This is a genomic window from Mycobacterium sp. NGS41 (assembly GCF_059812725.1).
On the sequence record NZ_JCALDF010000007.1, the window covers coordinates 97,315 to 118,942 of the forward strand.

General features: G+C 65.8%; 22 protein-coding genes. 18 read left to right on the forward strand and 4 right to left on the reverse strand.

Features of this window, described 5'->3' with window-relative positions; translation table 11 throughout:
- Window positions 1-100: 100 nt before the first annotated feature.
- The 15 genes from AC5Y21_RS09255 (at window position 101) to egtE (ending at window position 14,359) form a co-directional block, all read left to right on the forward strand.
- A complete protein-coding gene (locus AC5Y21_RS09255) occupies window positions 101-1,366 on the forward strand; it encodes an aspartate kinase (protein ID WP_499911549.1) in 1,266 nt (421 codons plus the stop codon).
- Window positions 1,367-2,410: an aspartate-semialdehyde dehydrogenase gene (locus AC5Y21_RS09260; RefSeq protein ID WP_499911551.1), complete on the forward strand. Its 1,044-nt coding sequence runs from the start codon at window positions 1,367-1,369 to the stop codon at window positions 2,408-2,410.
- Window positions 2,411-2,468: 58 nt separating this feature from the next.
- The gene (locus AC5Y21_RS09265) at window positions 2,469-3,551 is read left to right on the forward strand and encodes a DUF4185 domain-containing protein (protein ID WP_499911789.1); all 1,083 of its coding nucleotides are present in this window, start codon (window positions 2,469-2,471) and stop codon (window positions 3,549-3,551) included.
- Between the two features lie 370 nt (window positions 3,552-3,921).
- Entirely contained in the window at window positions 3,922-4,596 is a 675-nt protein-coding gene (locus AC5Y21_RS09270; protein ID WP_499911553.1) for a DNA-binding response regulator, read from the forward strand.
- Between the two features lie 847 nt (window positions 4,597-5,443).
- Window positions 5,444-5,974 (forward strand): thermonuclease family protein, encoded by a 531-nt coding sequence (locus AC5Y21_RS09275; RefSeq protein ID WP_499911554.1) that lies wholly within the window; start codon window positions 5,444-5,446, stop codon window positions 5,972-5,974.
- A 41-nt stretch (window positions 5,975-6,015) separates the two neighbouring features.
- A complete protein-coding gene (locus AC5Y21_RS09280) occupies window positions 6,016-6,213 on the forward strand; it encodes an excalibur calcium-binding domain-containing protein (RefSeq protein ID WP_499911556.1) in 198 nt (65 codons plus the stop codon).
- A gap of 131 nt (window positions 6,214-6,344) precedes the next feature.
- Entirely contained in the window at window positions 6,345-6,965 is a 621-nt protein-coding gene (locus tag AC5Y21_RS09285) for an antibiotic biosynthesis monooxygenase (protein ID WP_499911558.1), read from the forward strand.
- A 132-nt stretch (window positions 6,966-7,097) separates the two neighbouring features.
- On the forward strand, window positions 7,098-7,478 hold the full coding sequence (locus AC5Y21_RS09290) for a hypothetical protein (RefSeq protein WP_499911560.1): 381 nt from the start codon (window positions 7,098-7,100) through the stop codon (window positions 7,476-7,478).
- Window positions 7,479-7,681: 203 nt separating this feature from the next.
- A complete protein-coding gene (locus AC5Y21_RS09295; protein ID WP_499911561.1) occupies window positions 7,682-8,110 on the forward strand; it encodes an organic hydroperoxide resistance protein in 429 nt (142 codons plus the stop codon).
- 4 nt (window positions 8,111-8,114) lie between these two features.
- Window positions 8,115-8,759, forward strand: a complete 645-nt coding sequence (locus AC5Y21_RS09300; protein ID WP_499911563.1) for a sensor domain-containing protein — start codon at window positions 8,115-8,117, stop codon at window positions 8,757-8,759.
- Window positions 8,760-8,927: 168 nt separating this feature from the next.
- A complete protein-coding gene (gene egtA, locus AC5Y21_RS09305) occupies window positions 8,928-10,226 on the forward strand; it encodes an ergothioneine biosynthesis glutamate--cysteine ligase EgtA (protein ID WP_499911564.1) in 1,299 nt (432 codons plus the stop codon).
- Window positions 10,223-11,509 carry an ergothioneine biosynthesis protein EgtB gene (gene egtB, locus AC5Y21_RS09310; RefSeq protein ID WP_499911567.1) on the forward strand — a complete coding sequence of 429 codons (1,287 nt, stop codon included), beginning with the start codon at window positions 10,223-10,225 and terminating at the stop codon, window positions 11,507-11,509. The genes egtA and egtB overlap by 4 nt, the downstream gene beginning before the upstream one ends.
- Window positions 11,509-12,228, forward strand: a complete 720-nt coding sequence (egtC, locus tag AC5Y21_RS09315; RefSeq protein ID WP_499911570.1) for an ergothioneine biosynthesis protein EgtC — start codon at window positions 11,509-11,511, stop codon at window positions 12,226-12,228. Before egtB ends, egtC begins: the two co-directional genes overlap by 1 nt.
- Window positions 12,228-13,202, forward strand: coding sequence for an L-histidine N(alpha)-methyltransferase (gene egtD, locus AC5Y21_RS09320; protein ID WP_499911572.1), 975 nt, complete (start codon window positions 12,228-12,230; stop codon window positions 13,200-13,202). The genes egtC and egtD overlap by 1 nt, the downstream gene beginning before the upstream one ends.
- A complete protein-coding gene (gene egtE / locus AC5Y21_RS09325) occupies window positions 13,145-14,359 on the forward strand; it encodes an ergothioneine biosynthesis PLP-dependent enzyme EgtE (protein ID WP_499911574.1) in 1,215 nt (404 codons plus the stop codon). The genes egtD and egtE overlap by 58 nt, the downstream gene beginning before the upstream one ends.
- Here egtE and AC5Y21_RS09330 read toward each other — a convergent pair.
- Both AC5Y21_RS09330 and AC5Y21_RS09335 read right to left on the reverse strand, forming a co-directional pair.
- On the reverse strand, window positions 14,356-15,048 hold the full coding sequence (locus tag AC5Y21_RS09330) for a class I SAM-dependent methyltransferase (protein WP_499911576.1): 693 nt from the start codon (window positions 15,046-15,048) through the stop codon (window positions 14,356-14,358). The genes egtE and AC5Y21_RS09330 overlap by 4 nt on opposite strands.
- Before the next feature lie 20 nt (window positions 15,049-15,068).
- The gene (locus AC5Y21_RS09335; RefSeq protein ID WP_499911579.1) at window positions 15,069-16,541 is read right to left on the reverse strand and encodes a glutamate-cysteine ligase family protein; all 1,473 of its coding nucleotides are present in this window, start codon (window positions 16,539-16,541) and stop codon (window positions 15,069-15,071) included.
- Between the two features lie 179 nt (window positions 16,542-16,720).
- On the opposite strand from AC5Y21_RS09335, the gene glpK reads away from it, so the two are divergent.
- The gene (gene glpK / locus AC5Y21_RS09340; RefSeq protein WP_499911581.1) at window positions 16,721-18,247 is read left to right on the forward strand and encodes a glycerol kinase GlpK; all 1,527 of its coding nucleotides are present in this window, start codon (window positions 16,721-16,723) and stop codon (window positions 18,245-18,247) included.
- A gap of 98 nt (window positions 18,248-18,345) precedes the next feature.
- On the opposite strand, the gene AC5Y21_RS09345 is transcribed toward glpK, so the two are convergent.
- Entirely contained in the window at window positions 18,346-19,065 is a 720-nt protein-coding gene (locus AC5Y21_RS09345; RefSeq protein ID WP_499911583.1) for a PadR family transcriptional regulator, read from the reverse strand.
- A 171-nt stretch (window positions 19,066-19,236) separates the two neighbouring features.
- Between AC5Y21_RS09345 and AC5Y21_RS09350 the strand changes: the two genes are divergently transcribed.
- Window positions 19,237-19,611 carry a hypothetical protein gene (locus AC5Y21_RS09350; RefSeq protein ID WP_499911585.1) on the forward strand — a complete coding sequence of 125 codons (375 nt, stop codon included), beginning with the start codon at window positions 19,237-19,239 and terminating at the stop codon, window positions 19,609-19,611.
- A gap of 12 nt (window positions 19,612-19,623) precedes the next feature.
- Here the strand turns inward: AC5Y21_RS09350 and AC5Y21_RS09355 are convergent, their stop codons facing one another.
- Entirely contained in the window at window positions 19,624-20,529 is a 906-nt protein-coding gene (locus AC5Y21_RS09355; RefSeq protein ID WP_499911586.1) for an RDD family protein, read from the reverse strand.
- An 87-nt stretch (window positions 20,530-20,616) separates the two neighbouring features.
- On the opposite strand from AC5Y21_RS09355, the gene AC5Y21_RS09360 reads away from it, so the two are divergent.
- On the forward strand, window positions 20,617-21,609 hold the full coding sequence (locus AC5Y21_RS09360) for a stage II sporulation protein M (protein WP_499911587.1): 993 nt from the start codon (window positions 20,617-20,619) through the stop codon (window positions 21,607-21,609).
- The last annotated feature ends 19 nt before the right edge of the window (window positions 21,610-21,628 follow it).

A 21,628-nucleotide genomic window follows, 5' to 3' on the forward strand; every position in this document is an offset into this window, starting at 1 on the left:
TCGGCACCCGCAGAGCCGAGAAATTTGAGGTGCGCCGCCAAGTATTCTGTTGTGGACTTAATTCGGGACCAACACCTCGAGTCCGAGACAGGAAAGATCAGTGGCGCTCGTCGTGCAGAAGTACGGCGGATCCTCGGTGTCCGACGCCGACCGGATCCGCCGTGTCGCCGAGCGCATCGTGGAGACCAAAAAGCAGGGCAACGACGTCGTCGTGGTGGTGTCTGCGATGGGCGACACCACCGACGACCTGCTGGATCTCGCTCAGCAGGTCTGCCCAGTCCCACCGCCCCGGGAACTGGACATGCTGCTGACCGCCGGCGAGCGAATCTCCAATGCGCTGGTGGCGATGGCGATCGAATCGCTCGGCGCGCATGCCCGGTCGTTCACCGGGTCGCAGGCCGGCGTGATCACCACCGGGACCCATGGCAACGCGAAAATCATCGATGTCACGCCCGGACGGCTGCAGGCCGCGCTGGACGAAGGGCGCGTGGTTCTGGTAGCCGGATTCCAGGGCGTCAGCCAGGACACCCGGGACGTCACCACGCTGGGCCGCGGCGGCTCGGACACCACGGCGGTCGCGCTGGCCTCGGCGCTGCGGGCCGACGTCTGCGAGATCTACACCGACGTGGACGGCATTTTCAGCGCGGACCCGCGAATCGTGCACAACGCCCGCAAGCTCGACACGGTCACTTTCGAGGAGATGCTCGAAATGGCGGCCTGCGGCGCCAAGGTGCTGATGCTGCGCTGCGTGGAATACGCCCGCCGCTACAACATGCCGGTGCACGTCCGGTCGTCGTATTCGGACAAGCTGGGCACCGTCGTTGTCGGATCGATCAAGGACATACCCATGGAAGACCCCATCCTGACCGGTGTAGCGCACGATCGCAGTGAGGCCAAGGTGACCGTCGTCGGGATTCCCGACATCCCGGGCTACGCGGCACGGGTGTTCCGGGCCATCGCCGACGCCGACGTCAACATCGACATGGTGCTGCAGAACGTCTCCAAGGTCGAGGACGGCAAGACCGACATCACGTTCACCTGCTCCCGCGAAATCGGGCCCACCGCGGTGGCCAAGCTCGACTCGCTCAAGGAAGAGATCGGCTTCACCCAGCTGCTCTATGACGACCACATCGGCAAGGTGTCGCTGATCGGCGCCGGAATGCGCAGCCACCCCGGCGTCACGGCAACCTTCTGCGAGGCGCTCGCCGCCGTCGGGGTCAACATCGATCTGATCTCCACTTCGGAAATCCGCATCTCGGTGTTGTGCCGCGACACCGAACTAGACAAGGCCGTCGTGGCGTTGCATGAGGCGTTCGGGCTCGGCGGTGAGGAGTCGGCGACGGTGTATGCGGGGACGGGACGATAAATGGTTGCGATAGGCGTAGTTGGTGCCACCGGTCAGGTGGGGCAGGTGATGCGCGCGTTGCTCGACGAGCGCGACTTCCCGGCCGACACGGTGCGGTTCTTCGCGTCGGCCCGTTCACAAGGCCGCAAGCTGCCTTTCCGCGGCCAGGAGATCGAAGTCGAAGACGCCGCGACCGCCGATCCGACCGGCCTGGACATCGCGCTGTTCTCGGCCGGCAAGACGACGTCGCTGGCGCAGGCGCCGCGGTTCGCCGCCGCCGGGGTGACGATCATCGACAACTCGTCGGCGTGGCGCAAAGACCCCGAGGTGCCGTTGGTGGTGTCCGAGGTGAACTTCGAAAGAGACGTCCGCCGCGCCGGGACCCTCAAAAAAGGCATCATCGCCAACCCGAACTGCACCACGATGGTGGCGATGCCGGTACTCAAGGTGCTGCACGACGAAGCCCAGCTGGTGCGCATGATCGCCTCGACGTATCAAGCGGTCTCCGGAACCGGCGTGGCCGGGGTGGCTGAGCTGGCCGCGCAGGCGCGCGCGGTGGTCGACGACGCCGATCAGCTGGTGCACGACGGCAGCGCCCTCGAGTTTCCGCCGCCGAAGGCCTACGTCGCGCCGATCGCGTTCAACGTCTTGCCGCTGGCCGGTTCCCTGGTGGACGACGGCTCCGGCGAAACCGACGAGGACCAGAAGCTGCGCCACGAAAGCCGCAAGATCCTCGGCATCCCCGACCTGCAGGTCAGCGGCACCTGTGTGCGGGTACCGGTCTACACCGGACATTCGCTGTCCATCAACGCCGAGTTCGCCCGGCCGCTGTCACCCGAACGAGCCCGGGAACTGCTCGACGGTGCCCCGGGAGTGCAGCTGGTTGATGTTCCGACACCGTTGGCCGCCGCCGGAATCGACGACTCGCTCGTCGGGCGCATCCGTCATGACCCCGGGGTGCCGGACGGGCGAGGACTGGCCCTGTTCATTTCGGGCGACAACTTGCGCAAGGGAGCGGCGCTGAACACCATCCAGATCGCCGAGCTGCTGGTCGCCGAATTGTGATCCGCGGGTGAGGTCCGCCCACCTGCTGTACTCCGTTGTGGCGTTGTGTTTGCTTGCGATGCAATGGGTTTGGACCGCACGCGCCGATCCGCCGGCGCCGATACCCCAGCCGATCCTGCAGCCGCTGGCACCGGGTCAGGTGCTGCGCATCGGTCCGACGGCAGGCACCGGAACCCCGACCGGGGACTACGGGATCGGGGCCACCGACCTGTGCGAGTTCGTCGAGTTCCCCACCGAGTTGCTGCAGGTCTGCGGCGACAGCTTCGCCGGCCAGGGCGTCGGGTTCGGAGGCTGGTACTCGCCGGTGGCGCTGCACGTCGACACCGCCTCCGTCGACGACCCCGCCGGGGTGCGCTATACCGGCGTCACCGGAATCAGCAGACCGCTGCTGGCCGACCCCACACCGCCCGGGGACTCGCAGCTACCTGCTGGCGTGGTGCAGATCAACCGGCACAACTTCCTGATGGTGACCACCACGCACAACCTCGAGCCGCAGAGTTCGCGGCTGGTCATGGCGGTACCGGCGCGCGCCGGCTGGCAGACCGTGACGGGGTCGCGCCGCGATGCGTCGTATCAGGGTGGGCGACAGACGCAGATCAGCGGCTATTACGACCCGATCCCTACCCCCGATTCGCCGAGCGGGTGGGTGTACATCGTGGCCAACAGCTTCGCCCGAAGAGATCCGGTAGTGCTGTATCGGGCGACGCCGCAGACATTCACCGACCGGTCTCGGTGGCAGGGCTGGGTAGCCGGGCCCGGCGGCGGCTGGAACAAGCCGCCGACACCGCTGTGGCCCGAAATGGTGGGGGAGATGTGCATCCGCCAGATCGACGGCAAGACCGTGCTGTCCTATTTCAACGCCAGCACCGGCGACATGGAGGTCCGGGTGGCCAACGATCCCACCTCGCTGGGTGCGGCGCCGGTGACGACCGTTGTGCAGCACGACGAGTGGCCCGAACCCGCGGAGAGTCTGCCACCCCCCTATGACAATCGACTTGCGCAGCCCTATGGCGGATACATCTCGCCCGGCTCCACGCTTGACGAGCTGCGAATCTTCGTCAGCCAGTGGGACACCCGGGCGCGGGTGAGTGCGCCGTACCGGGTGATTCAGTTCGCCGTCAACCCGTTCAAGCCGGATTAGCTGCTATTCCAGCCTTCAGTCCGCAGCTGGTCCGCGTGCAATCGTCGGGCTGACGGACTCACACGTCATGCCCCTGTCCGTCGAACGTACGACAGGCAGGCACGTGAGGAACCAACCGCGAAGCACCTGGATATAGCTGCATCTCTCCTAGTCGGTGTGCCCTGCAGGCTCTGGTGGTGGCCGGAAGCGAGTTTCGGCGTCCGATGAATCCGACATAGCAATTGATGTTGTAACTCGGCAGATTCATGGCCCGTTGAGGAGTCGATGAGTCAGCAAACGCCTCGGCTGCGTGATGTTTGCCAACCTTGTCGAAATGGGAACTCCCCCGGATTGGAAGTGCGGCACATCGGTTAGCAGGGGAATTAGCGACGTGTCTGCGGCAGGCGGGGTTCGGCCAGAGATATCGCTCGTCATCATCGACGGTCAGTACGTCGTTCATGCCGGTATCGAAGCGTGGCTAAGCGGGAGCGAGCCCCCCATCAAGATTGTGGGCAACTACTCGTATCCGGCGGAGTTCATGTCCATGGACTCGGTGGCGACATCCGAGGTGGACGTCGTTCTATTTGCACTGCAGTACGACGACGGTCCCGAGTTCGGCGCTCTTCGTCAGCTCTGTCAGGCAGGCAACCGGGTCATTGTGTACTCCTACCTCGTCAGCGACGAAATCATTCTGACCAGCCTCGATGCTGGTGCGGTGAGCTACGTCGCAAAGTCTGAAAGCGGCAACCATTTATGTGAGGCGATCTGCTCAGCACGCACAGATACGCCCTACGTTGCTCCGAGGATGGCCAAAGCGCTGCTGAGCGACAGGACTGTGGGTCGGCCTCGTCTGAGCGAGCGGGAACGGGAAGTCCTCATCGCGTGGTTTCAGACCGAGAACAAAGAGCAGGTAGCCAAGAGGCTCTTTATCGAGCCGTCAACAGTCCGTACACACCTGCAGCGAGCCCGCGCGAAATACGCGGCGGTCGGCAGACCAGCGCCGACCAAGTCGGCACTCATTGCCCGAGCGATTCAAGACGGCATCCTGGGCGTCTACGAATTGTGATTGAAGCCAGAGCAAGCTTGTCGAATCCAAAGAGGGCCAAAGGGATAGCGCTAAGTGCGCTGCCCAGACGTAATGAGGATCACGGGCGCTGTGCATTACGCGCCTACATGAAGCTTTTCGCACCCAGCCCGAAGTAGACTTACTGCAGGCGATTTGAGTTTTCGACCTCTACCGGGCGTCGGGTGAGTGACAAGGCGCAAACCTGTATCACCCGGTAGCCCCTGATCATCTGCACGGTCTAGCCTGAGTTTCAACAATGGGGCGACAGCCTCTGTCATCCGTTCGGCTGATGGTGAGCTGGCAAATGTTCGCTTACAGTGACGGCCGGGGGAAAGTCACTCGTCGCGATCGCGAGCGGAAGTTCACCGACAGCACGCAATCAATCAATAAAAGACGTGGGTTCGTGCTGTTCTAATTCCACAAATTTTAGGGGATCGACGCATGAAGAAATTGCTCGCAGGAGCACCTCTGAGGGATGTCATCGCTGCGGCCGGTATCGGCGCAGTGCTCGTCATCACCCCCGTGGTAGCGGCAGAAACCGCCTCCGCAGATCCTGGCCAGAACTGCAGGACCGAGTGGAACACCATGTACAACGTGCCCGTCGGCGTCCGCACTACCTGCTTCAATCCAGACGGCAGCTATCACGTGTGCACATCCCTCGGGACGGACGGTAAAGGACCGGGGACGTGCTGGGACTATCCGGCTCCCCCTCAGATGGCCGGACAGCCCACATTCAGTCCGCCTGTGCCTGGAATGCCGCCTCCCGCCTAATGATTCGGATGATCGTTGCTGCATCCCGACACCGACCAGTTCGTTATAGGCCAAGTTCGCAACGAAAGCATCAATATTGATCGCCCGCCGCCTAATCGTGACAGTTGCGACCGCAGCAGCCCTGTTGGTGGGAGGCGTGATGCTGGGCGGTCCTGCTCAGGCCTATCCGTCAATGCCACAGGGGGTCCAGGGACCGTTCACGGTGACCAAAGTCGTTGACGGCGACACCATCTGGGTCGACAACAACAGCAAACGCCAGAAGATCCGGATGATAGGGATGGACACTCCCGAGACAGTGGATCCGCGAAAGCCAGTGCAGTGCTTCGGTTTAGAAGCTTCGGCACAGGCCAAGACCATCCTGGGCGGACAGTCGGTGTATCTGGAGACTGATGCGTCACAGGACGCAGTCGACAAATATGGCCGCACATTGGCCTACGTCTGGACCACCTCAGGGCGGCTATTCAACCTCGACATGATTGCCGATGGCTACGCGCACGAATACACCTACTACGTGCCCTATCGCTATCAGCAGGAATTCAAGGCCGCCCAGAGCGATGCCCGAACCCACGAGCGCGGGCTTTGGTCCCCGAATTCCTGCCCGGCGTAACAAGACTTGGAGCGAGTAGCCCCGAGAGAAAGAGATGCACAATGAAGAAAATGATCATCGCCGCTATGGGCGGCGCACTCCTCAGCGGTTTACTGCTGGGGGCCGGCGCGGTCCATGCTGACCCTTATTACAAGAACTGCGCCGAGGCGCGCGCAGCCGGGGTAGCACCGCTGCACAAGGGCGACCCGGGCTACCGCCCGGCACTTGACCGTGACAACGACGGCATCGCCTGCGAATAAGGACCAACCCGAGAGGCAACGCGATCCACTCGGAAACGACCAATTGATTGCGGGCGCGAATCGGTAGGAGGAACGTATCGGTAAACGGCGGCACCGCCCTGGGTGCCGCCCCGGCATGAGACGGGCTGGTCGTGTACGCACGCTCTACCACCATTCAGGCGCAACCCTCGTCGATCGACGCGGGCATCGCGCATTTTCGTGATGTCACCTGGCCTGTCCTTCAGCGCATGGACGGTTGTCTTGGCATGTCCCTATTGGTCGATCGTGGGTCGGGCAGATGCATATTTGCCACCTCCTGGCGGACCAAAGAGGCGATGCACGCCAGCGCCGAGCAGATGTCGCCGGAGCACAAGCGAGCCGCAGAGATTCTGGGCGGCTCGCCGATCGACAACCTGTGGCAGATCGCGGTCATGCACCGCGATCACCAGACAAGTCCAGGTGCCTGCGTGCGCGCCACCTGGCTCAAAGCACGGCCCGAGCTGTTCGAGAGTGCCATCGATTTCTACAAGCGGGAGATGCTGCCGGCCATCGAAGACTTTGACGGCTTCTGCAGTGCCAGCCTGCTGATCGACCCCACCGCCGCGCGAGCGGTGTCATCGGTGACATATGACAGCGTGGGAACCATGGAACGAAGTGCGGAGGCGACGGGCTCGTTGCGGACGGCGATGCTTGGCGACCTCGGCCTCGACCAGGACGACGTCGGCGAATTCGAACTGGCGCTCGCTCACCTCAGGGTGCCCAGGGAGGGCTGAGCGGGTTTGCGCCACAATGACGTTCCGCGGTTAGGGGCGTGGGTGGGCGCTTTTGCCAGGTAACAAGGGGTTTTCAGCTCACAGCTGCTACATAAGTAGCGCATAGCCGTCACTACTGTTTACCCAGGCATCATGCGTCTCATGAGTGAAACACCTGAAACCCCAACCGTGCGGTCTTCAACCGCAACAGCACCAGCACATGCAACCGTCGAGGAACCCGTCCGCAGGACCCCCAGGGTGTTCCTGGGCGCGGCGTGGGTCGCCATCGTCGCCGGGATCGTGTTCATCGTCGCGGTCATCTTCTTCACCGGCTACAGCCTCGGAATGCATTCCGGCCACCACGGTGGTTACCACCACCACCGTCATCACAAGCACCACGGGATGATGTACCACCGGCATGGCCCGGGGGGTCAGGGTGGAACCAGCGTGACCCCGTCGAGCGGAGCTCCGTCGGTTGCCCCCGGCAGTCCCAGCCAGGTCCCGCCGTCGGTCTCTCCGTCGCCGACGCGTTAAGCCACCCGAACAACTCCAACACTCAACGCGCTCACGGGGCACGCGATATCCCGGGGCCGCAAACTATCAACCAGTAGCCCGGCGCTCAGGCGAGCGCCGGGCTGCACTTCTTCCGAGCCAGCTGGATTCACAGCAGCTAGAGAGATCGGGTCCGCACGAACCTCGGCTGACGACGTTCGTCAAGCCTGGCATGATCGAGACCTATGACAATTGAAGTCGTTTACACCACCGAATCCACCGCTACCGGCGGCGGCCGTGACGGCCACGTGAAGTCGGACGACGGCCGCATCGACCTGGAGACCCGGCCTCCTAAGGCGATGGGCGGCAACGGTGAGGGCACCAACCCCGAGCAGCTCTTCTCGGCCGGCTACGCCGCCTGCTTCCTGGGTGCGCTGCGGCTGGTGGCCGGCAAGGCGAAGGTCAAGCTGGACGACGCCACCAACGTCGCGGTCGAGGTCGGATTCGGCAAGGACTCCGCGGGCGGGTTCGGGCTCACCGGCAAGATCGTCGGCTACCTGCCGGGCCTCGAGCAGAGCGCCGCTGACGACCTGGTCGAGCAGGCACACCAGGTGTGCCCATACTCCAAGGCCACCCGGGGCAACATCGACGTCGAAGTTTCGGCCAAGGTTTAGCCGTATGCGGATCGCCGCCGCGGCGGTGGGCCTCGGGCTGATCGCCGGCTCGCTGACGATCCCTGTCGCACACGCACACCCGTCGGATCCGGGCGTGGTGTCCTACGCGGTCCTCGGCAGGGGATCGGTCGGCAATATCGTCGGCGCACCGATGGGGTGGGAGGCGGTGTTCACCCAGCCGTCCCAGGACTACTCGGTGGACCTCCCGGTCTGTAACAACTGGGCCGACATCGGGGTGGCCGAGGTGTACAACGACCCTGACCTGGCGTCGTTCAACGGGGCCGTCACGCAAACGTCGGCTAACGACCAAAACCATTACGCCAAGCAGGCGGTCGGGGTATTCGCCAGCAACGACGCCGCGGCCCGCGCCTTCCACCGGGTCACGGACCGGACGGCGGGCTGCTCGGGCCAGACCACCGCGATGCACCTGGACAACGGGCTCACGCAGGTGTGGACGTTCGACGGTGGACCGCCGACTGCCACCGACGCGAACTGGACCAAGCAGGAGGCGGGCACCGACCGCCGGTGCTTCGTGCAAACCCGGCTGCGCGAAAACGTGTTGCTGCAGGCAAAGGTCTGCCAATCCGGCAACGCGGGTCCGGCGGTGAATGTCCTGGCCGGGGCGATGCAGAACGCGCTGGGTCAGTAGTTGAGGGATTTGGGTATCCGCTAAGCCGATGCTGCCAAAGCCAGCCGGTGCGGGAATATGTCGGTGCGGTCTGCAAGATGAAGTGTTGGCGGTTATCGTTCCGATAGCTGCGCAACTAACGGTCCACAGGACATGCTTGGACATGCTGGGGCCCGGAGGGATCGTGATATGACGTTCGCCGCCAGCACTGCTGCGGCCTCGCGGCTCGACCCCGTCGCCCCGGCGGAGGCGGAGATAACCAGTTTCGCGGCTGCCGCGCACTACATCGCCGATACCTGCCTGGTCGATGCGCCCCTGGGCAGCGTCGGCCTGGAGGTGGAGGCGCACTGCTACGACCCGGCCGATCCGTATCGCAGGCCGAGTTGGGAAGAAATCACCGGGGTCATCGACTTGCTGCCCCGACTGCCGGGCGGCAGCGCGGTCACTCTGGAGCCCGGCGGCGCGGTCGAACTGTCCGGACCGCCCGCCGACGGCGTGGTGCCGGCCATCGACGAAATGCGCCGCGATCAGGCTGTGCTGCGAGTGGCTTTCGCCGATGCGGGGCTGGGGCTGGTTTTTTTGGGTGCAGACCCGCTGCGGCCGCCCAAACGCGTCAACCCGGGCGCGCGGTACCGCGCCATGGAGCAGTTCTTCGCCGCCAGCCACTCGGGTGAAGCGGGCGCGGCGATGATGACGTCGACCGCGTCGATCCAGGTCAATCTGGATGCCGGGCCGCAGGCGGGATGGCCCGCGCGCGTGCGGCTGGCGCATGCCCTGGGACCCACGATGATCGCGATCGCGGCCAACTCTCCGATGCTGGGCGGCGAGTTCACCGGCTGGCTGTCCACCCGGCAGCGGGTGTGGGGCCAGATGGACTCGGCGCGGTGTGGCCCCATCCTGGGTGCCAGCGGTGTCGACCCCGGCACCGATTGGGCCCGCTACGCCCTCAAGGCGCCGGTGATGCTGGTGAATAACCCCGAGCCCATAGCGGTTACGCAGCATGTGCCCTTCACCGACTGGGTCGACGGCCGGGTGTTGCTCGGCGACCGCCGCCCGACCGTTGCCGACCTGGAGTACCACCTGACCACCCTGTTCCCGCCGGTGCGACCGCGGCAGTGGCTGGAGATCCGCTACCTCGACAGCGTGCCGGACGAATTCTGGCCCGCCGTGGTGTTCACGCTGGTCACCCTGCTCGACGATCCCGCTGTCGCCGACATCGTCGCCGAAGCCGTCGAACCGGTGGCCACCGCCTGGGACAACGCCGCCCGGCTCGGTCTGCGCGATCGAAGGCTCTACGAGGCAGCCAACCGGTGCGTGGCACTGGCCGCCGAGAAGGCGCCGCCGGGGCTCAGCGACGCGATGGAGCGACTGGTCCGCAACGTCGAGCAAGGCCGCTGCCCCGGCGACGACTTTTCCGACGAGGTGATCGAGCACGGCATCGCGGCCTCGATATCCAGGGCCGCCGGGCCAGCCCAAGGGGGCCTGTGACTTCGCCACAAAGACTCGCCGACGATCTGGAGCGGGCGCGGACGCGGACGCTGCGGCTGGTCGATTTCGACGATGCCGAGCTCTGCCGCCAATACGACCCGCTGATGAGCCCACTGGTGTGGGATCTGGCGCACATCGGTCAGCAGGAAGAGCTGTGGCTGCTGCGCGGCGGCGACCCGAACCGGCCGGGTCTCTTACCTCCCGCGGTCGAGGGCCTCTACGACGCCTTCGAACACTCCCGCGCCAGCAGGGCCGACCTGCCGCTGCTGTCCCCGGACCAGGCGCGGTCGTACTGCCGGACCGTGCGATCCGCCGCGCTGGACGCACTCGACGGCTTGCCGGACGAGCCGGCCTCCGACCGGACACGCTTTGCCTTCGGCATGGTGATCAGCCACGAAAACCAGCACGACGAGACCATGCTGCAGGCGCTGAACTTGCGCGCCGGCGCGCCGCTACTGGCCGACGCCGCGCTGCCCCCGGGTCGGCCAGGGATGGCCGGAACGTCGGCGCTGGTGCCCGGCGGCCCGTTCACACTCGGCGTGGACGCCGCGAGCGAACCGTACTCGTTGGACAACGAACGTCCCGCCCACACCGTCGAGGTGCCGCCGTTCCGGATCGGCCGGGTCCCGGTCACCAACGGCGAATGGCAACACTTCGTCGACGACGGCGGCTACACCCAGCAGCGGTGGTGGTCGGATCGCGGCTGGCAGCATCGCCTGAAGGCGGGGCTGACCGCGCCGCAATTCTGGAGTCTCGACGGGCGAACGCGATGCCGGTTCGGCTATATCGAAGACATTCCCCCCGACGAACCCGTACAGCACGTCACCTACTTCGAGGCCGAGGCGTACGCGGCCTGGGCCAGCGCCCGGCTGCCCACCGAAGTCGAGTGGGAGAAAGCCTGCGCGTGGGATCCCGCCACAAACACCAGACGCCGCTATCCGTGGGGCGACGAGCCGCCGGCGGACACGCGCGCCAACCTGGGCGGCACCTCGCTGCGTCCGGCCCCGGTGGGCGCTTACCCCGCCGGCGCCTCGGCCTATGGCGTCGAGCAGATGCTGGGCGACGTGTGGGAGTGGACTACCTCACCGCTGCGGCCCTGGCCAGGCTTCGCGCCGATGATCTACGAGCGTTACTCCCAGCCGTTTTTCGACGGCGACTACCGGGTGTTGCGGGGTGGATCGTGGGCCGTCGAGTCGGCCATCCTGCGACCCAGCTTCCGCAACTGGGATCACCCGTACCGCCGCCAGATCTTCTCCGGCGTTCGCTTGGCGTGGGACGTCTGATGTGCCGTCATCTCGGCTGGCTGGGGGCCGACGTCACGGTTTCCTCGCTGGTGCTCGATCCGCCGTACGGTCTTCGGGTGCAGTCGTATGCTCCACGCCGGCAAAAACACTGCCTGCTCAACGCCGACGGCTGGGGTGTGGGGTTTTTCGATCGCTCTGCGCAGCGCGATGTACCCCGGCGCTGGCGCAGCGCGGCGCCATTGTGGGGCGATGTGTCGTTCGACTCGGTGGCGCCCGCCCTGCACAGTCACTGCGTGGTCGCGGCGGTGCGTTCGGCCACCGTCGGGATGCCGATCGAGGTCAGCGCCACAGCACCGTTCACCGACGGGCAATGGCTCTTGTCGCACAACGGAATTGTCGACCGTGGCCTGCTGCCGGTTTGCTCGTCCGCCGAATCGGTATGCGACAGTGCGATACTCGCGGCCACGATATTCGAGCGAGGGCTGGACGCGCTGGCCGACACCATCGTGGAATTAGGGGAGGCCGATCCCCTCGCCAGACTTAACATCTTGGCCGCCAACGGATCTCGCCTACTCGCCACCGCCTGGGGAGACACGTTGTCCATCCTGCGCCGCGACGACGGTGTGGTGCTGGCCAGCGAGCCCTACGACGACGACCCGGACTGGGACGACGTGCCGGACCGCCATCTCGTCGAAGTGACCGCTGAGGGTGTCACCCTGACTTCTCTGGCCCCCGCCGGACCCCCGAAAGGACCTTGATGGCGCTCTCGCTGTCCAATCACCTCGCCGCGGATTCGGCGTATCACGCGTTGCGCCGCGATGTGTTCGAAGGCCTGCAGAAGACACCGAAATCGTTGCCGCCCAAGTGGTTCTACGACTCGGTGGGCAGCGACCTGTTTGATCAGATCACCCGGCTGCCGGAGTATTACCCGACCCGGGCCGAAGCGGAGATCCTGCGCGACCGGTCGGTTGAGGTCGCGTCGGCCAGCCAGGCCGACAGCCTGGTCGAACTGGGTGCCGGGACGTCGGAGAAGACCCGCTTGTTGCTGGACGCGCTGCGCGACCGCGGAGCGCTGCGCAGGTTTGTGCCCTTCGACGTCGACGCCAGCATGTTGTCGACCACCGCGGCGGCGGTCCAACGCGAATATCCGGGCGTCGACATCAAAGCTGTCTGTGGCGATTTCGAGGAACACCTAACCGAGATCCCCGACGGCGGGCGACGGCTATTCGTGTTCCTGGGGTCGACGATCGGCAACCTCACCCCCGGGCCGCGAACGGAGTTCCTCGCGACCCTGGCCGCGGTGATGCGGCCGGGCGACAGCCTGCTGCTGGGCACCGACCTGGTCAAGGACACCGGCCGGTTGGTGCGGGCCTACGACGACGCCGCCGGAGTGACGGCGCGGTTCAATCGCAACGTGCTAGCGGTGATCAACCGAGAACTGGACGCCGATTTCGACGTCGATGCCTACCAGCACGTCGCACGCTGGAACGCCGACGAGGAGCGCATGGAGATGTGGTTGCGGTCCGACCGTCGTCAGCGGGTGCGGGTTGGCGCGCTCGACCTGAGCGTCGACTTTGCGGCGGACGAGGAGATGTTCACCGAAGTGTCGTGCAAGTTCCGCCCGGACGGGGTGAATGCCGAATTGGCCGCGGCCGGACTGCGTCGCATCCGGTGGTGGACCGACGGCGCCGGCGACTTCGGCCTGTCCCTAGCCGTCAAGCCCGCCCAGTGAGCGATAGCGAGCCGCTGGCCGACCGATGGCGAGCGGCCCGCCCGCCGGTCGCCGGACTGCATTTGGACAGCGCGGCCTGCTCGCGCCAGAGCCTCGCGGCGATCGACGCCGCCGCCCAGCATGCGCGCCACGAGGCCGAAGTCGGTGGTTATGTCGCGGCCGAGGCCGCCGCGCCGGTTCTCGACGCCGGACGCGCCGCGTTTGCCGCGCTGAGTGGCGTGGCCGACGCCGAGGTGGTGTTCACCACCGGCTCGTTGAACGCGCTGGATTTGCTGTTGGGGAGCTGGTCGGCAGGATCGGCGGGGCGTAGAACTTTGGCCTGTTTGCCCGGCGAATACGGCCCGAACCTGGCCTTGATGGCCGTCCACGGATTCGAGCGTCAGCTGCTGCCGACCCTCGACGACGGCCGGTTGGCGCTCGACGACGCGGCCTTTGCGCTGAAAAACGAGCCGCCCGACCTGGTCCACCTCACCGCCGTGGCCAGCCACAGCGGCGTCGTCCAACCGCTGCCGATGCTGGCGGAACTGTGCCGTGAATTGGGTCTGCCGCTGGTCGTGGACGCCGCCCAGGCGCTGGGTCAGGTGGACTGCGCGGTGGGTGCCGACGTCACGTATTCGTCGTCGCGCAAGTGGATCGCCGGGCCCCGGGGGGTGGGTGTGCTTGCAGTGCGGGCCGCTCTGATGGAGCGGTTGTCGCCCCGGCTGTCGGCACCGGAGTGGGCGGTGAAATCCGGGCCGCTGACCGTAGCCCAACAACTGGAGTTCGGCGAAGCCAATGTCGCTGCACGAGTGGGCTTTTCGGTGGCAATAGGGGAGCATCTGGCGATCGGGCCGGAGGCTGTGCGAGCTCGTCTGGCCGAGCTGGGCAGCACTGCCCGCAGTGTGCTGGCCGATGTGCCCGATTGGACGGTGGTCGAAGAGATCGAGGAGCCCAGCGCGATCATTACCCTGGCCCCGGCCGAGGGCACGGACGCTGGCGCTGTGCGGGCGTGGCTGCTAGAGGAACGGCGCATCCTGACGACGTATGCCGGGGTGGCGCGGGCGCCGCTGGAGCTGACCGGACCGGTGCTGCGGATCTCGCCGCACGTCGACACCACGGCCGAGGACTTGGAGATGTTCGCCGAAGCCCTGATCGCGGCGACCGCTGCGACCGCCTAGCCGGCCTTGTGCGCGGTCAGCAGATAGCCGGGCAGCTTCATCCGGCCCTTCTCGTCGCGGTCGTGCGGCGGAAACTCGAACGGCGCCCCGGGAGGTATCTGGAAAATATTGGCGTGGATGAATGCCGGCCGGATCTCGTCGACCTCCCAGTACTCGCTGACCTTGGCGCGCAGTTCGTGTTCATCGACTTCGTTGGGCTTCGGGTTCATCTCCGCGGGGAACGCGCCCTTGGCGAACACCAGCACGTAGAAGTTGGCGCCCGGGGCGGCCGCGCGGTGCACCGAGCCCAGGTAGCCGTCCAGGCCCTCCACCGGCAACGAGTGGTACAGCGTGCTGTCGATCACCGTGGAGAAGCGACCGGCGGAGCCGGCTGGATAGCCGGAAAACTCAGTGATGTCGGCCTGCGCGAAGCTGGCGGTGGTCAACCCGCGTTCCTGAGCTGTCTTGGTGGCCGCCGCAATGGCCGTCGGCGTGATGTCGATGCCCACCACCGTGTAGCCGTCGGCGGCCAGCGCCAACGACAACTCGGCGAATCCGCATCCGGCGTCCAGCACGTCGCTGCGGACCTTTCCGTCCGCAATCAATGCCGCCAGTTCGGGCTGCGGCTCACCGATGTTCCAGGGCGGCGGGCCCTCGAATCGGCCCTGCTCACGGTAGGTGCTGTCCCAGTCCATTGCCTCGTCGGCCATGGCTCCCAAGTTACCTGCCGCTAGGTGTCCCAGGTGTGTACCGGCTCGTTGGCGTGCATGTGCTCGCAGTACCGTCGCAGCATCTCGGCAAGAGCCTGCGGTCGGGTCATGCCGCCGTCTTCCAAAGCCCGCACGGTCGACACCTGCCAACTCGCGCCGTTGCGGCCGGCCTCGGCGCGGCCCGCGATGACGCCGAGATACCGGTCGCGCACTTCGGCGTCGACACCCCACAGCCGCAGTCCCTCATCGGCCATCGGCAGCAATGTGTCCAACACCAGCCGATCCGGGGTCACCTCGCCCAGGCCGGGCCAGTGCAGCCGGGCATCCATGCCGTGCTGAGCGGCAGCGAGGAAATTGGCGTGCGCCGCAGCGAAATCGATCGAAGCCCACAGTGGGCGTTCGGCTGCGGCCAAACTGCGCAAGGCGCCGTAGTAGAACGTCGAATTCGCCACCATGTCAATGACTGTCGGCCCGGCCGGCAACACCCGATTCTCCAGCCGAAGATGCGGGCGCCCGCCGACGACGTCGTAGACGGGCCGGTTCCACCGGTACACCGTGCCGTTGTGCAGCCGCAATTCGGACAGCGACGGGATGTGGCCGGCCGCCATCACGGCGACCGGGTCCTCGTCGGAAACCTCGGGCAACAGGGACGGGAAGTAACGGATGTTCTCCTTGAAAAGGTCGACGACCGAGCCGATCCACCGTTCGCCGAACCAGACTCGCGGTCGCACGCCCTGGGTCTTGAGTTCCTCGGGTCGGGTGTCGGTGGACTGCGCGAATAGCTCGATGCGTGTTTCCGACCACAGCTGATGACCGAAGAAGTAGGGCGAGTTCGCACCGAGCGCCAGCTGCGGCCCGGCCAGCACCTGAGCGGCGTTCCAGTTGGCGGCGAAATCGGCCGGAGCGAGCTGCAAATGCAATTGCATACTGGTGCAAGCGGATTCGGGGGCAATGGAGGCGGCCTCCCAGCTCAGCGGCTCCGGGCCGGCGATGTGGATCGGGATGTCCTCGCCGCGGGCGCTGAAGATCGAGTCGTTGAGGGCGGTATACCGCGTCGACTCGCTCATCCAGCCCTCGTCCAGATGTTCTGCCATCAAGGTCGGCAGAATGCCGATCATCACGATGTGAGCGCCGCCGGCGCTGGCCTTGGTTTCGGCGTCGTTCAGGCTGGTGCGTACTTCAGCTTCCAGGGCCAAGCCGGTCTGTCCGCCCAATGGGCGGGGCGGAACGTTGAATTCGATGTTGTAAGCGCCTAATTCGGTCTGGTAGGCGGGATCCGCGATGGCGTCCAGCACGAATCGATTTGACATGGCGGGCTGGTAGCCGGCGTCGACGAGGTTGCATTCGATCTCCATGCCGGTGAGCGGCCGGTCCGCGTCGAACCTGGAGTGCGCCAGCATGGTTTCGAAGACGTCCAAACACAGTTGGACCTTGCGCCGGTATTCCCGCCGCTGTGCGCGGTTATACGTGGTGCGCTTTACTTCTTCGCCCACAACGCCGATGCAACCGGTTTACCGACCGCTGCGCAACCTGGTGGCTACGGCGATCTACGGTCGATCGGGCCGTTGAGCGGGATGCCGCCACGCAGCGCGACCTGGATTGCCGCGACCCAGATAGGCAATCATGGACGATTACATGCAGTGTCAGATGTCACACTCCGGAGGAGGGCTAGGTGGCTGGGTTCCCCAATTTCATAGCCGCCATCGACCAGGGCACCACCAGCACGCGCTGCATGATCTTCGATCACGACGGCGGCGAGGTGGCCCGGCACCAACTCGAGCACGAGCAGATCCTGCCGCGCGCCGGCTGGGTCGAGCACAATCCGGTCGAGATTTGGGAACGCACCGCGTCTGTGCTGATGTCGGTATTGAATACGGCTAGGCTTTCGCCGAAAGACCTTGCCGCACTGGGGATTACTAATCAGCGTGAGACGACGCTGGTGTGGAATCGGCGCACCGGAAGACCCTATTACAACGCGATCGTCTGGCAGGACACCCGCACCGACCGCATCGCGTCGGCGCTGGACCGCGACGGCCGTGGCGACGTGATCCGCGGTAAGGCGGGTCTGCCACCGGCGACGTATTTTTCCGGCGGGAAGTTGCAATGGATCCTGGAGAACGTCGACGGGGTGCGGGCCGACGCTGAGCGCGGTGACGCTCTGTTCGGCACCCCGGATACCTGGTTGTTGTGGAATCTGACCGGCGGTTCACGGGGCGGCGTGCACGTCACCGATGTGACCAACGCCAGCCGGACCATGCTGATGAACCTGGAGACGCTGGACTGGGACGACGAGCTGTTGTCGTTTTTCTCCATCCCCCGGGCCATGCTGCCCGCGATCGAGCCGTCGTCACCGCTGCAGCCTTACGGCGTCACGCTGGAGTCCGGGCCCGTCGGTGCCGAGGTGCCGATCACCGGAGTCCTCGGCGACCAGCATGCGGCGATGGTCGGTCAGGTGTGCTTGGAAACGGGAGAAGCCAAAAACACTTACGGCACCGGCAATTTCCTGCTGCTGAACACCGGTGAGACGATCGTCCGGTCCGACAATGGCCTGCTGACTACCGTGTGCTACCAGTTCGGGGACGCCAAACCCGTTTACGCGCTTGAGGGCTCGATCGCGGTGACGGGCTCGGCGGTGCAATGGCTGCGCGACCAGTTGGGAATCATCAGCGGCGCCGCGCAGAGTGAGGCGCTGGCCCGTCAAGTCGACGACAACGGCGGCGTGTACTTCGTGCCGGCCTTTTCGGGGTTGTTCGCACCCTATTGGCGGTCCGATGCCCGCGGCGCGATCGTGGGGCTGTCGCGATTCAACACCAACGCGCATCTGGCTCGCGCGACGCTGGAGGCAATCTGCTACCAGAGCCGCGACGTGGTGGACGCGATGGAAGCCGATTCCGGTGTCCGCCTTGAGGTGCTGAAGGTCGATGGCGGTATCACCACCAACGACCTGTGCATGCAGATTCAGGCCGACGTGCTGGGCGTGGACGTGGTGCGTCCGGTAGTCGCCGAGACGACCGCCCTGGGCGCCGCCTACGCGGCGGGTTTGGCGGTCGGGTTCTGGGCCGACCCGTCGGACCTGCGAGCCAACTGGCAAGAGGACAAGCGCTGGTCGCCGACCTGGGACGACGACCAGCGCGCCGCGGGACACGCGGGCTGGCGCAAGGCGGTGCAGCGGACCCTGGATTGGGTCGACGTGTCTTGACCTTTTCCTGCCGCGAGCGTGCGCGTTTGTACGCCGACACGCCGGTCTGGCTGTACATTTGCGCACGCTCGCGGCGGAAAAGGGGCCAAAACCGAGCCTCAGTCCTCGCCGAGGATGCCGTAGATTTCGCGCCGGGCAGTGTTGACGATCTCGACAATGCGCTGCTGCTGCTCGGCGGTGGCGGTGTGTGCGGATTGCGCGACGGCCCCGAACAACTGCCCCATGGCTGCCCGCAAATGCATGTGCCCGGGGTCGGCGCCTTCGGCGATCTCGTCCCACGGCGGGGTCTCGACCTTTTCGGCGGCCGCCCGGCCCTCGTCGGTCAGCTCGAAAAGCTTCTTGCTGCCGTCGGTTTCGCTGCCGGTGATCAGCCCTTCGTCGCCCAGAAGCTGCAGCGTGGGATACACCGAACCGGGACTGGGCTTCCAGATCCCGTTGCTGCGCTCGGCGATCTGCTGGATCATTTCGTAGCCGTGCATCGGCCGCTCGGCCAGCAGCACCAGAATCGCCGCCCGCACGTCACCGCGACGTCCGCGGCCGCGGCCGCCCCGACGCCAACCGCCACGGGGGCCGCCGAAACCGGCGCCGCCGAAGCCAGGGCCGAAACCGGGTCCGAAACCCAGCGGTCCGTCGTGGTCGGCGGCGTTTTCGCGGAGCTGCTCGAAGAATTCCCGTCGCGCCTGTCGCCTGGCGCTGTGCAGCGCTCGTCGTCCCCCGCGAATGGGTGGTGCGCCGAGTACGGGCCCAGGGCCGAAGCCGAATCCGAAGCCGGGCCGGGCACCGAACGGGCCGCCGGGAGGAGTGAATGGAGTGTTCATAGTTTTGGAGGTCCTCTCCTCTTTTCAAGGTCCTTTGTCTAGGAAGAGGCGGCGTCTGCTCGCCTCGGTATATCACGATATATCGCGAACTAACGCGATGCAACGGTCCAGGCCAGCGCACCAGCCGACCGTTTGCATCCAGCTGTAACGGGTAGCTCCTGAACGATGAACGTGGAAAATCCCCACCAGACGTTCAACAGCCCAGCGCGATCGGCGCAGGGTGAAGGCCGCCGAGACGGGCGGGTTTGGTCGTGGGTGAACTGGGGACTGGCGATTTGCATGGTCCCCGGCGCCGCGATCGTGATGCTGTTTGCGCTTGGCGCCGTGATGAGTACCGATGCCTGCAGCGAACGCTCCTGCCCGAACCTGGGCCGCGGTGGCATCGACTTCGGTGTCGCCTTCTACGGTGCACCGGTGGTGGCTTTCGTGGTGATCGTCGTCTCGTTCTTTACCGCGAAGCGCCGCGGCGGCATCGTCGTCCCGCTGATCGGCTGGGCGCTGCTGATCGCCGACGTCGTCGTGATGGCAGTCACCGTCGCCCAATAGGGCGGCCGGCAATCAGTGGGGCGGAGAAAATCCGCCGCTCTCGGACGTCTGCTGCGGCTCAGCCTGCGGCGACGGGATCGGCCGCTGCTGGGTCTGCTGGGCTGGCCACCCGGGGGCAGTGGGAGCCCACGGCGTCGGAACGGGCGACGGCCTCATCGCAGGCCCCATAGGGCCCATCGGTGGGCTGAGCCGCGTCAATTCGCGACGATGTCGCTCAGCGAGGACGGCGGCAAGCACCAGCTGGGGTGGTGTGCCGGGCGGCGGCGGTGGCGCGATGTGCGAGGTCACATCACCGGCGATCCGATAGGCCATCTGGTCGCGCAGCCTGGGATCGAGTTGTGCTGCCCGGGAAAGGAATTGACGTGCCACCTCGGCTTGGCCCGCGCTCAGGCCGGACAGCTGCAACGACGACGCCCACCATGCCAGCGACGGCGGCATCGCCGGCGGCGGGCCGAGCCGTGGCCCGCGTTCACTGACTACGACCGTGCCGGCGAAGACGTCGCCGATGCGCTTGGCTTTCGGCGACAACAAGCTGCAGATCACGGCGGGGCTGCCAAACAGCGTCCAGATCTCCACCACCGACGCCAACGCTCGAAACACCGCCTGCCGGAAGCGTTCCGGGCCGCCGTCGTCGGACACCACCCGCAGCCCCATCGCCATCTTGCCGATCGACCGGCCACGCGTCGCGGTCTCCATCGTCACGGGGTATCCGATGATCACGAAGACAGTGAAAATGATGAAGATGGCGGCGGTCAACGCCGCGTCGAACTCACGCAGGGTGGCCGCCCACAGCATGATGCCGAGGAACCAGCCGATGAACATCAGCGTGAGATCGATCACCGCGCTCAGCACCCGCACCGGCAACTGGGCAATCTGCACGTCGAGCACCACGGCGTCGCCAGTTACCACCTCGGACATACCACCGAACGGTACAGGTTCTGCCGATTGCTATCGGCGGTGCGGACGGTGCGGCTGTAGCTGCGGACTCCTATTAGGCTGCGCAGGGTGGATGTCGACGCCTTCGTGCTGACCCATCGCGGGACCTGGGACCGGCTGGACCAATTGATCAAGAGACGTCGGTCCCTGACGGGTGCCGAAGTCGACGAACTCGTCGAGCTCTACCAGCGCGTGTCTACGCATCTGTCGATGCTGCGATCGGCGTCGTCCGATTCGCTGCTGGTGGGCCGGCTGTCCAGTCTGGTTGCCCGGGCTCGGGCCGCGGTGACCGGCGCGCACGCCCCGCTGAGCAGTACGTTCACCCGTTTCTGGACGGTGTCATTCCCTGTGGTCGCCTACCGCACCTGGCGATGGTGGCTGGGCACGGCGGTGGCGTTCTTCGCGGTGGCGGTTGTCATCGCGTTCTGGGTGGCGGGCAACCCCGAAGTACAGGCCGCCGTCGGAACACCAAGGGACATCGACCAATTGATCAACCACGACGTCGAGTCGTATTACAGCGAGCATCCCGCCGCGTCGTTCGCGCTGCAGGTCTGGGTGAACAACTCCTGGGTGGCCGCCCAGTGCATCGCCTTCTCGGTCGTGCTGGGTCTGCCGACCCCCTTCGTGCTGTTCTCGAACGCCGCCAACGTGGGCGTGATCGCCGGGCTGATGTTCCAGGCCGGCAAGGGCGGCGTCCTGCTGGGCCTCCTTGCGCCGCACGGACTGCTGGAGCTGACCGCGGTGTTCCTGGCCGCTGCGACTGGAATGCGGCTGGGATGGTCAGTGATATCGCCGGGCGACCGGCCGCGTGGTCAAGTGCTTGCCGAACACGGCCGCGCCGTGGTGTCGGTCGCTGTCGGACTGGTGGGTGTGCTGTTGGTCTCCGGTTTAATCGAAGCCTTGGTGACGCCGTCGCCGTTCCCGACATTCGTTCGGGTCGGCATCGGAGTCCTCGCCGAGGCGGCGTTCTTGTCGTATGTGGTGTACTTCGGCCGTCGCGGCGTGAAGGCGGGGGAGACCGGCGATATCGATGACGCGCCCGATGTGGTTCCCACCCGGTAAGCCGCCCGCGACCGTGAAT

Coding starts and splice junctions, on each gene's coding strand:
- AC5Y21_RS09260 (WP_499911551.1), top strand. CDS start 1,367: ATGGTTGCGATAGGCGTAGTTGGTGCCACCGGTCAGGTGGGGCAGGTG.
- AC5Y21_RS09265 (WP_499911789.1), top strand. CDS start 2,469: ATGCAATGGGTTTGGACCGCACGCGCCGATCCGCCGGCGCCGATACCC.
- AC5Y21_RS09280 (WP_499911556.1), top strand. CDS start 6,016: ATGAAGAAAATGATCATCGCCGCTATGGGCGGCGCACTCCTCAGCGGT.
- AC5Y21_RS09290 (WP_499911560.1), top strand. CDS start 7,098: ATGCGTCTCATGAGTGAAACACCTGAAACCCCAACCGTGCGGTCTTCA.
- AC5Y21_RS09295 (WP_499911561.1), top strand. CDS start 7,682: ATGACAATTGAAGTCGTTTACACCACCGAATCCACCGCTACCGGCGGC.
- AC5Y21_RS09300 (WP_499911563.1), top strand. CDS start 8,115: ATGCGGATCGCCGCCGCGGCGGTGGGCCTCGGGCTGATCGCCGGCTCG.
- egtA (WP_499911564.1), top strand. CDS start 8,928: ATGACGTTCGCCGCCAGCACTGCTGCGGCCTCGCGGCTCGACCCCGTC.
- egtC (WP_499911570.1), top strand. CDS start 11,509: ATGTGCCGTCATCTCGGCTGGCTGGGGGCCGACGTCACGGTTTCCTCG.
- egtD (WP_499911572.1), top strand. CDS start 12,228: ATGGCGCTCTCGCTGTCCAATCACCTCGCCGCGGATTCGGCGTATCAC.
- AC5Y21_RS09330 (WP_499911576.1), bottom strand. CDS start 15,048: ATGGCCGACGAGGCAATGGACTGGGACAGCACCTACCGTGAGCAGGGC.
- AC5Y21_RS09345 (WP_499911583.1), bottom strand. CDS start 19,065: ATGAACACTCCATTCACTCCTCCCGGCGGCCCGTTCGGTGCCCGGCCC.
- AC5Y21_RS09355 (WP_499911586.1), bottom strand. CDS start 20,529: ATGTCCGAGGTGGTAACTGGCGACGCCGTGGTGCTCGACGTGCAGATT.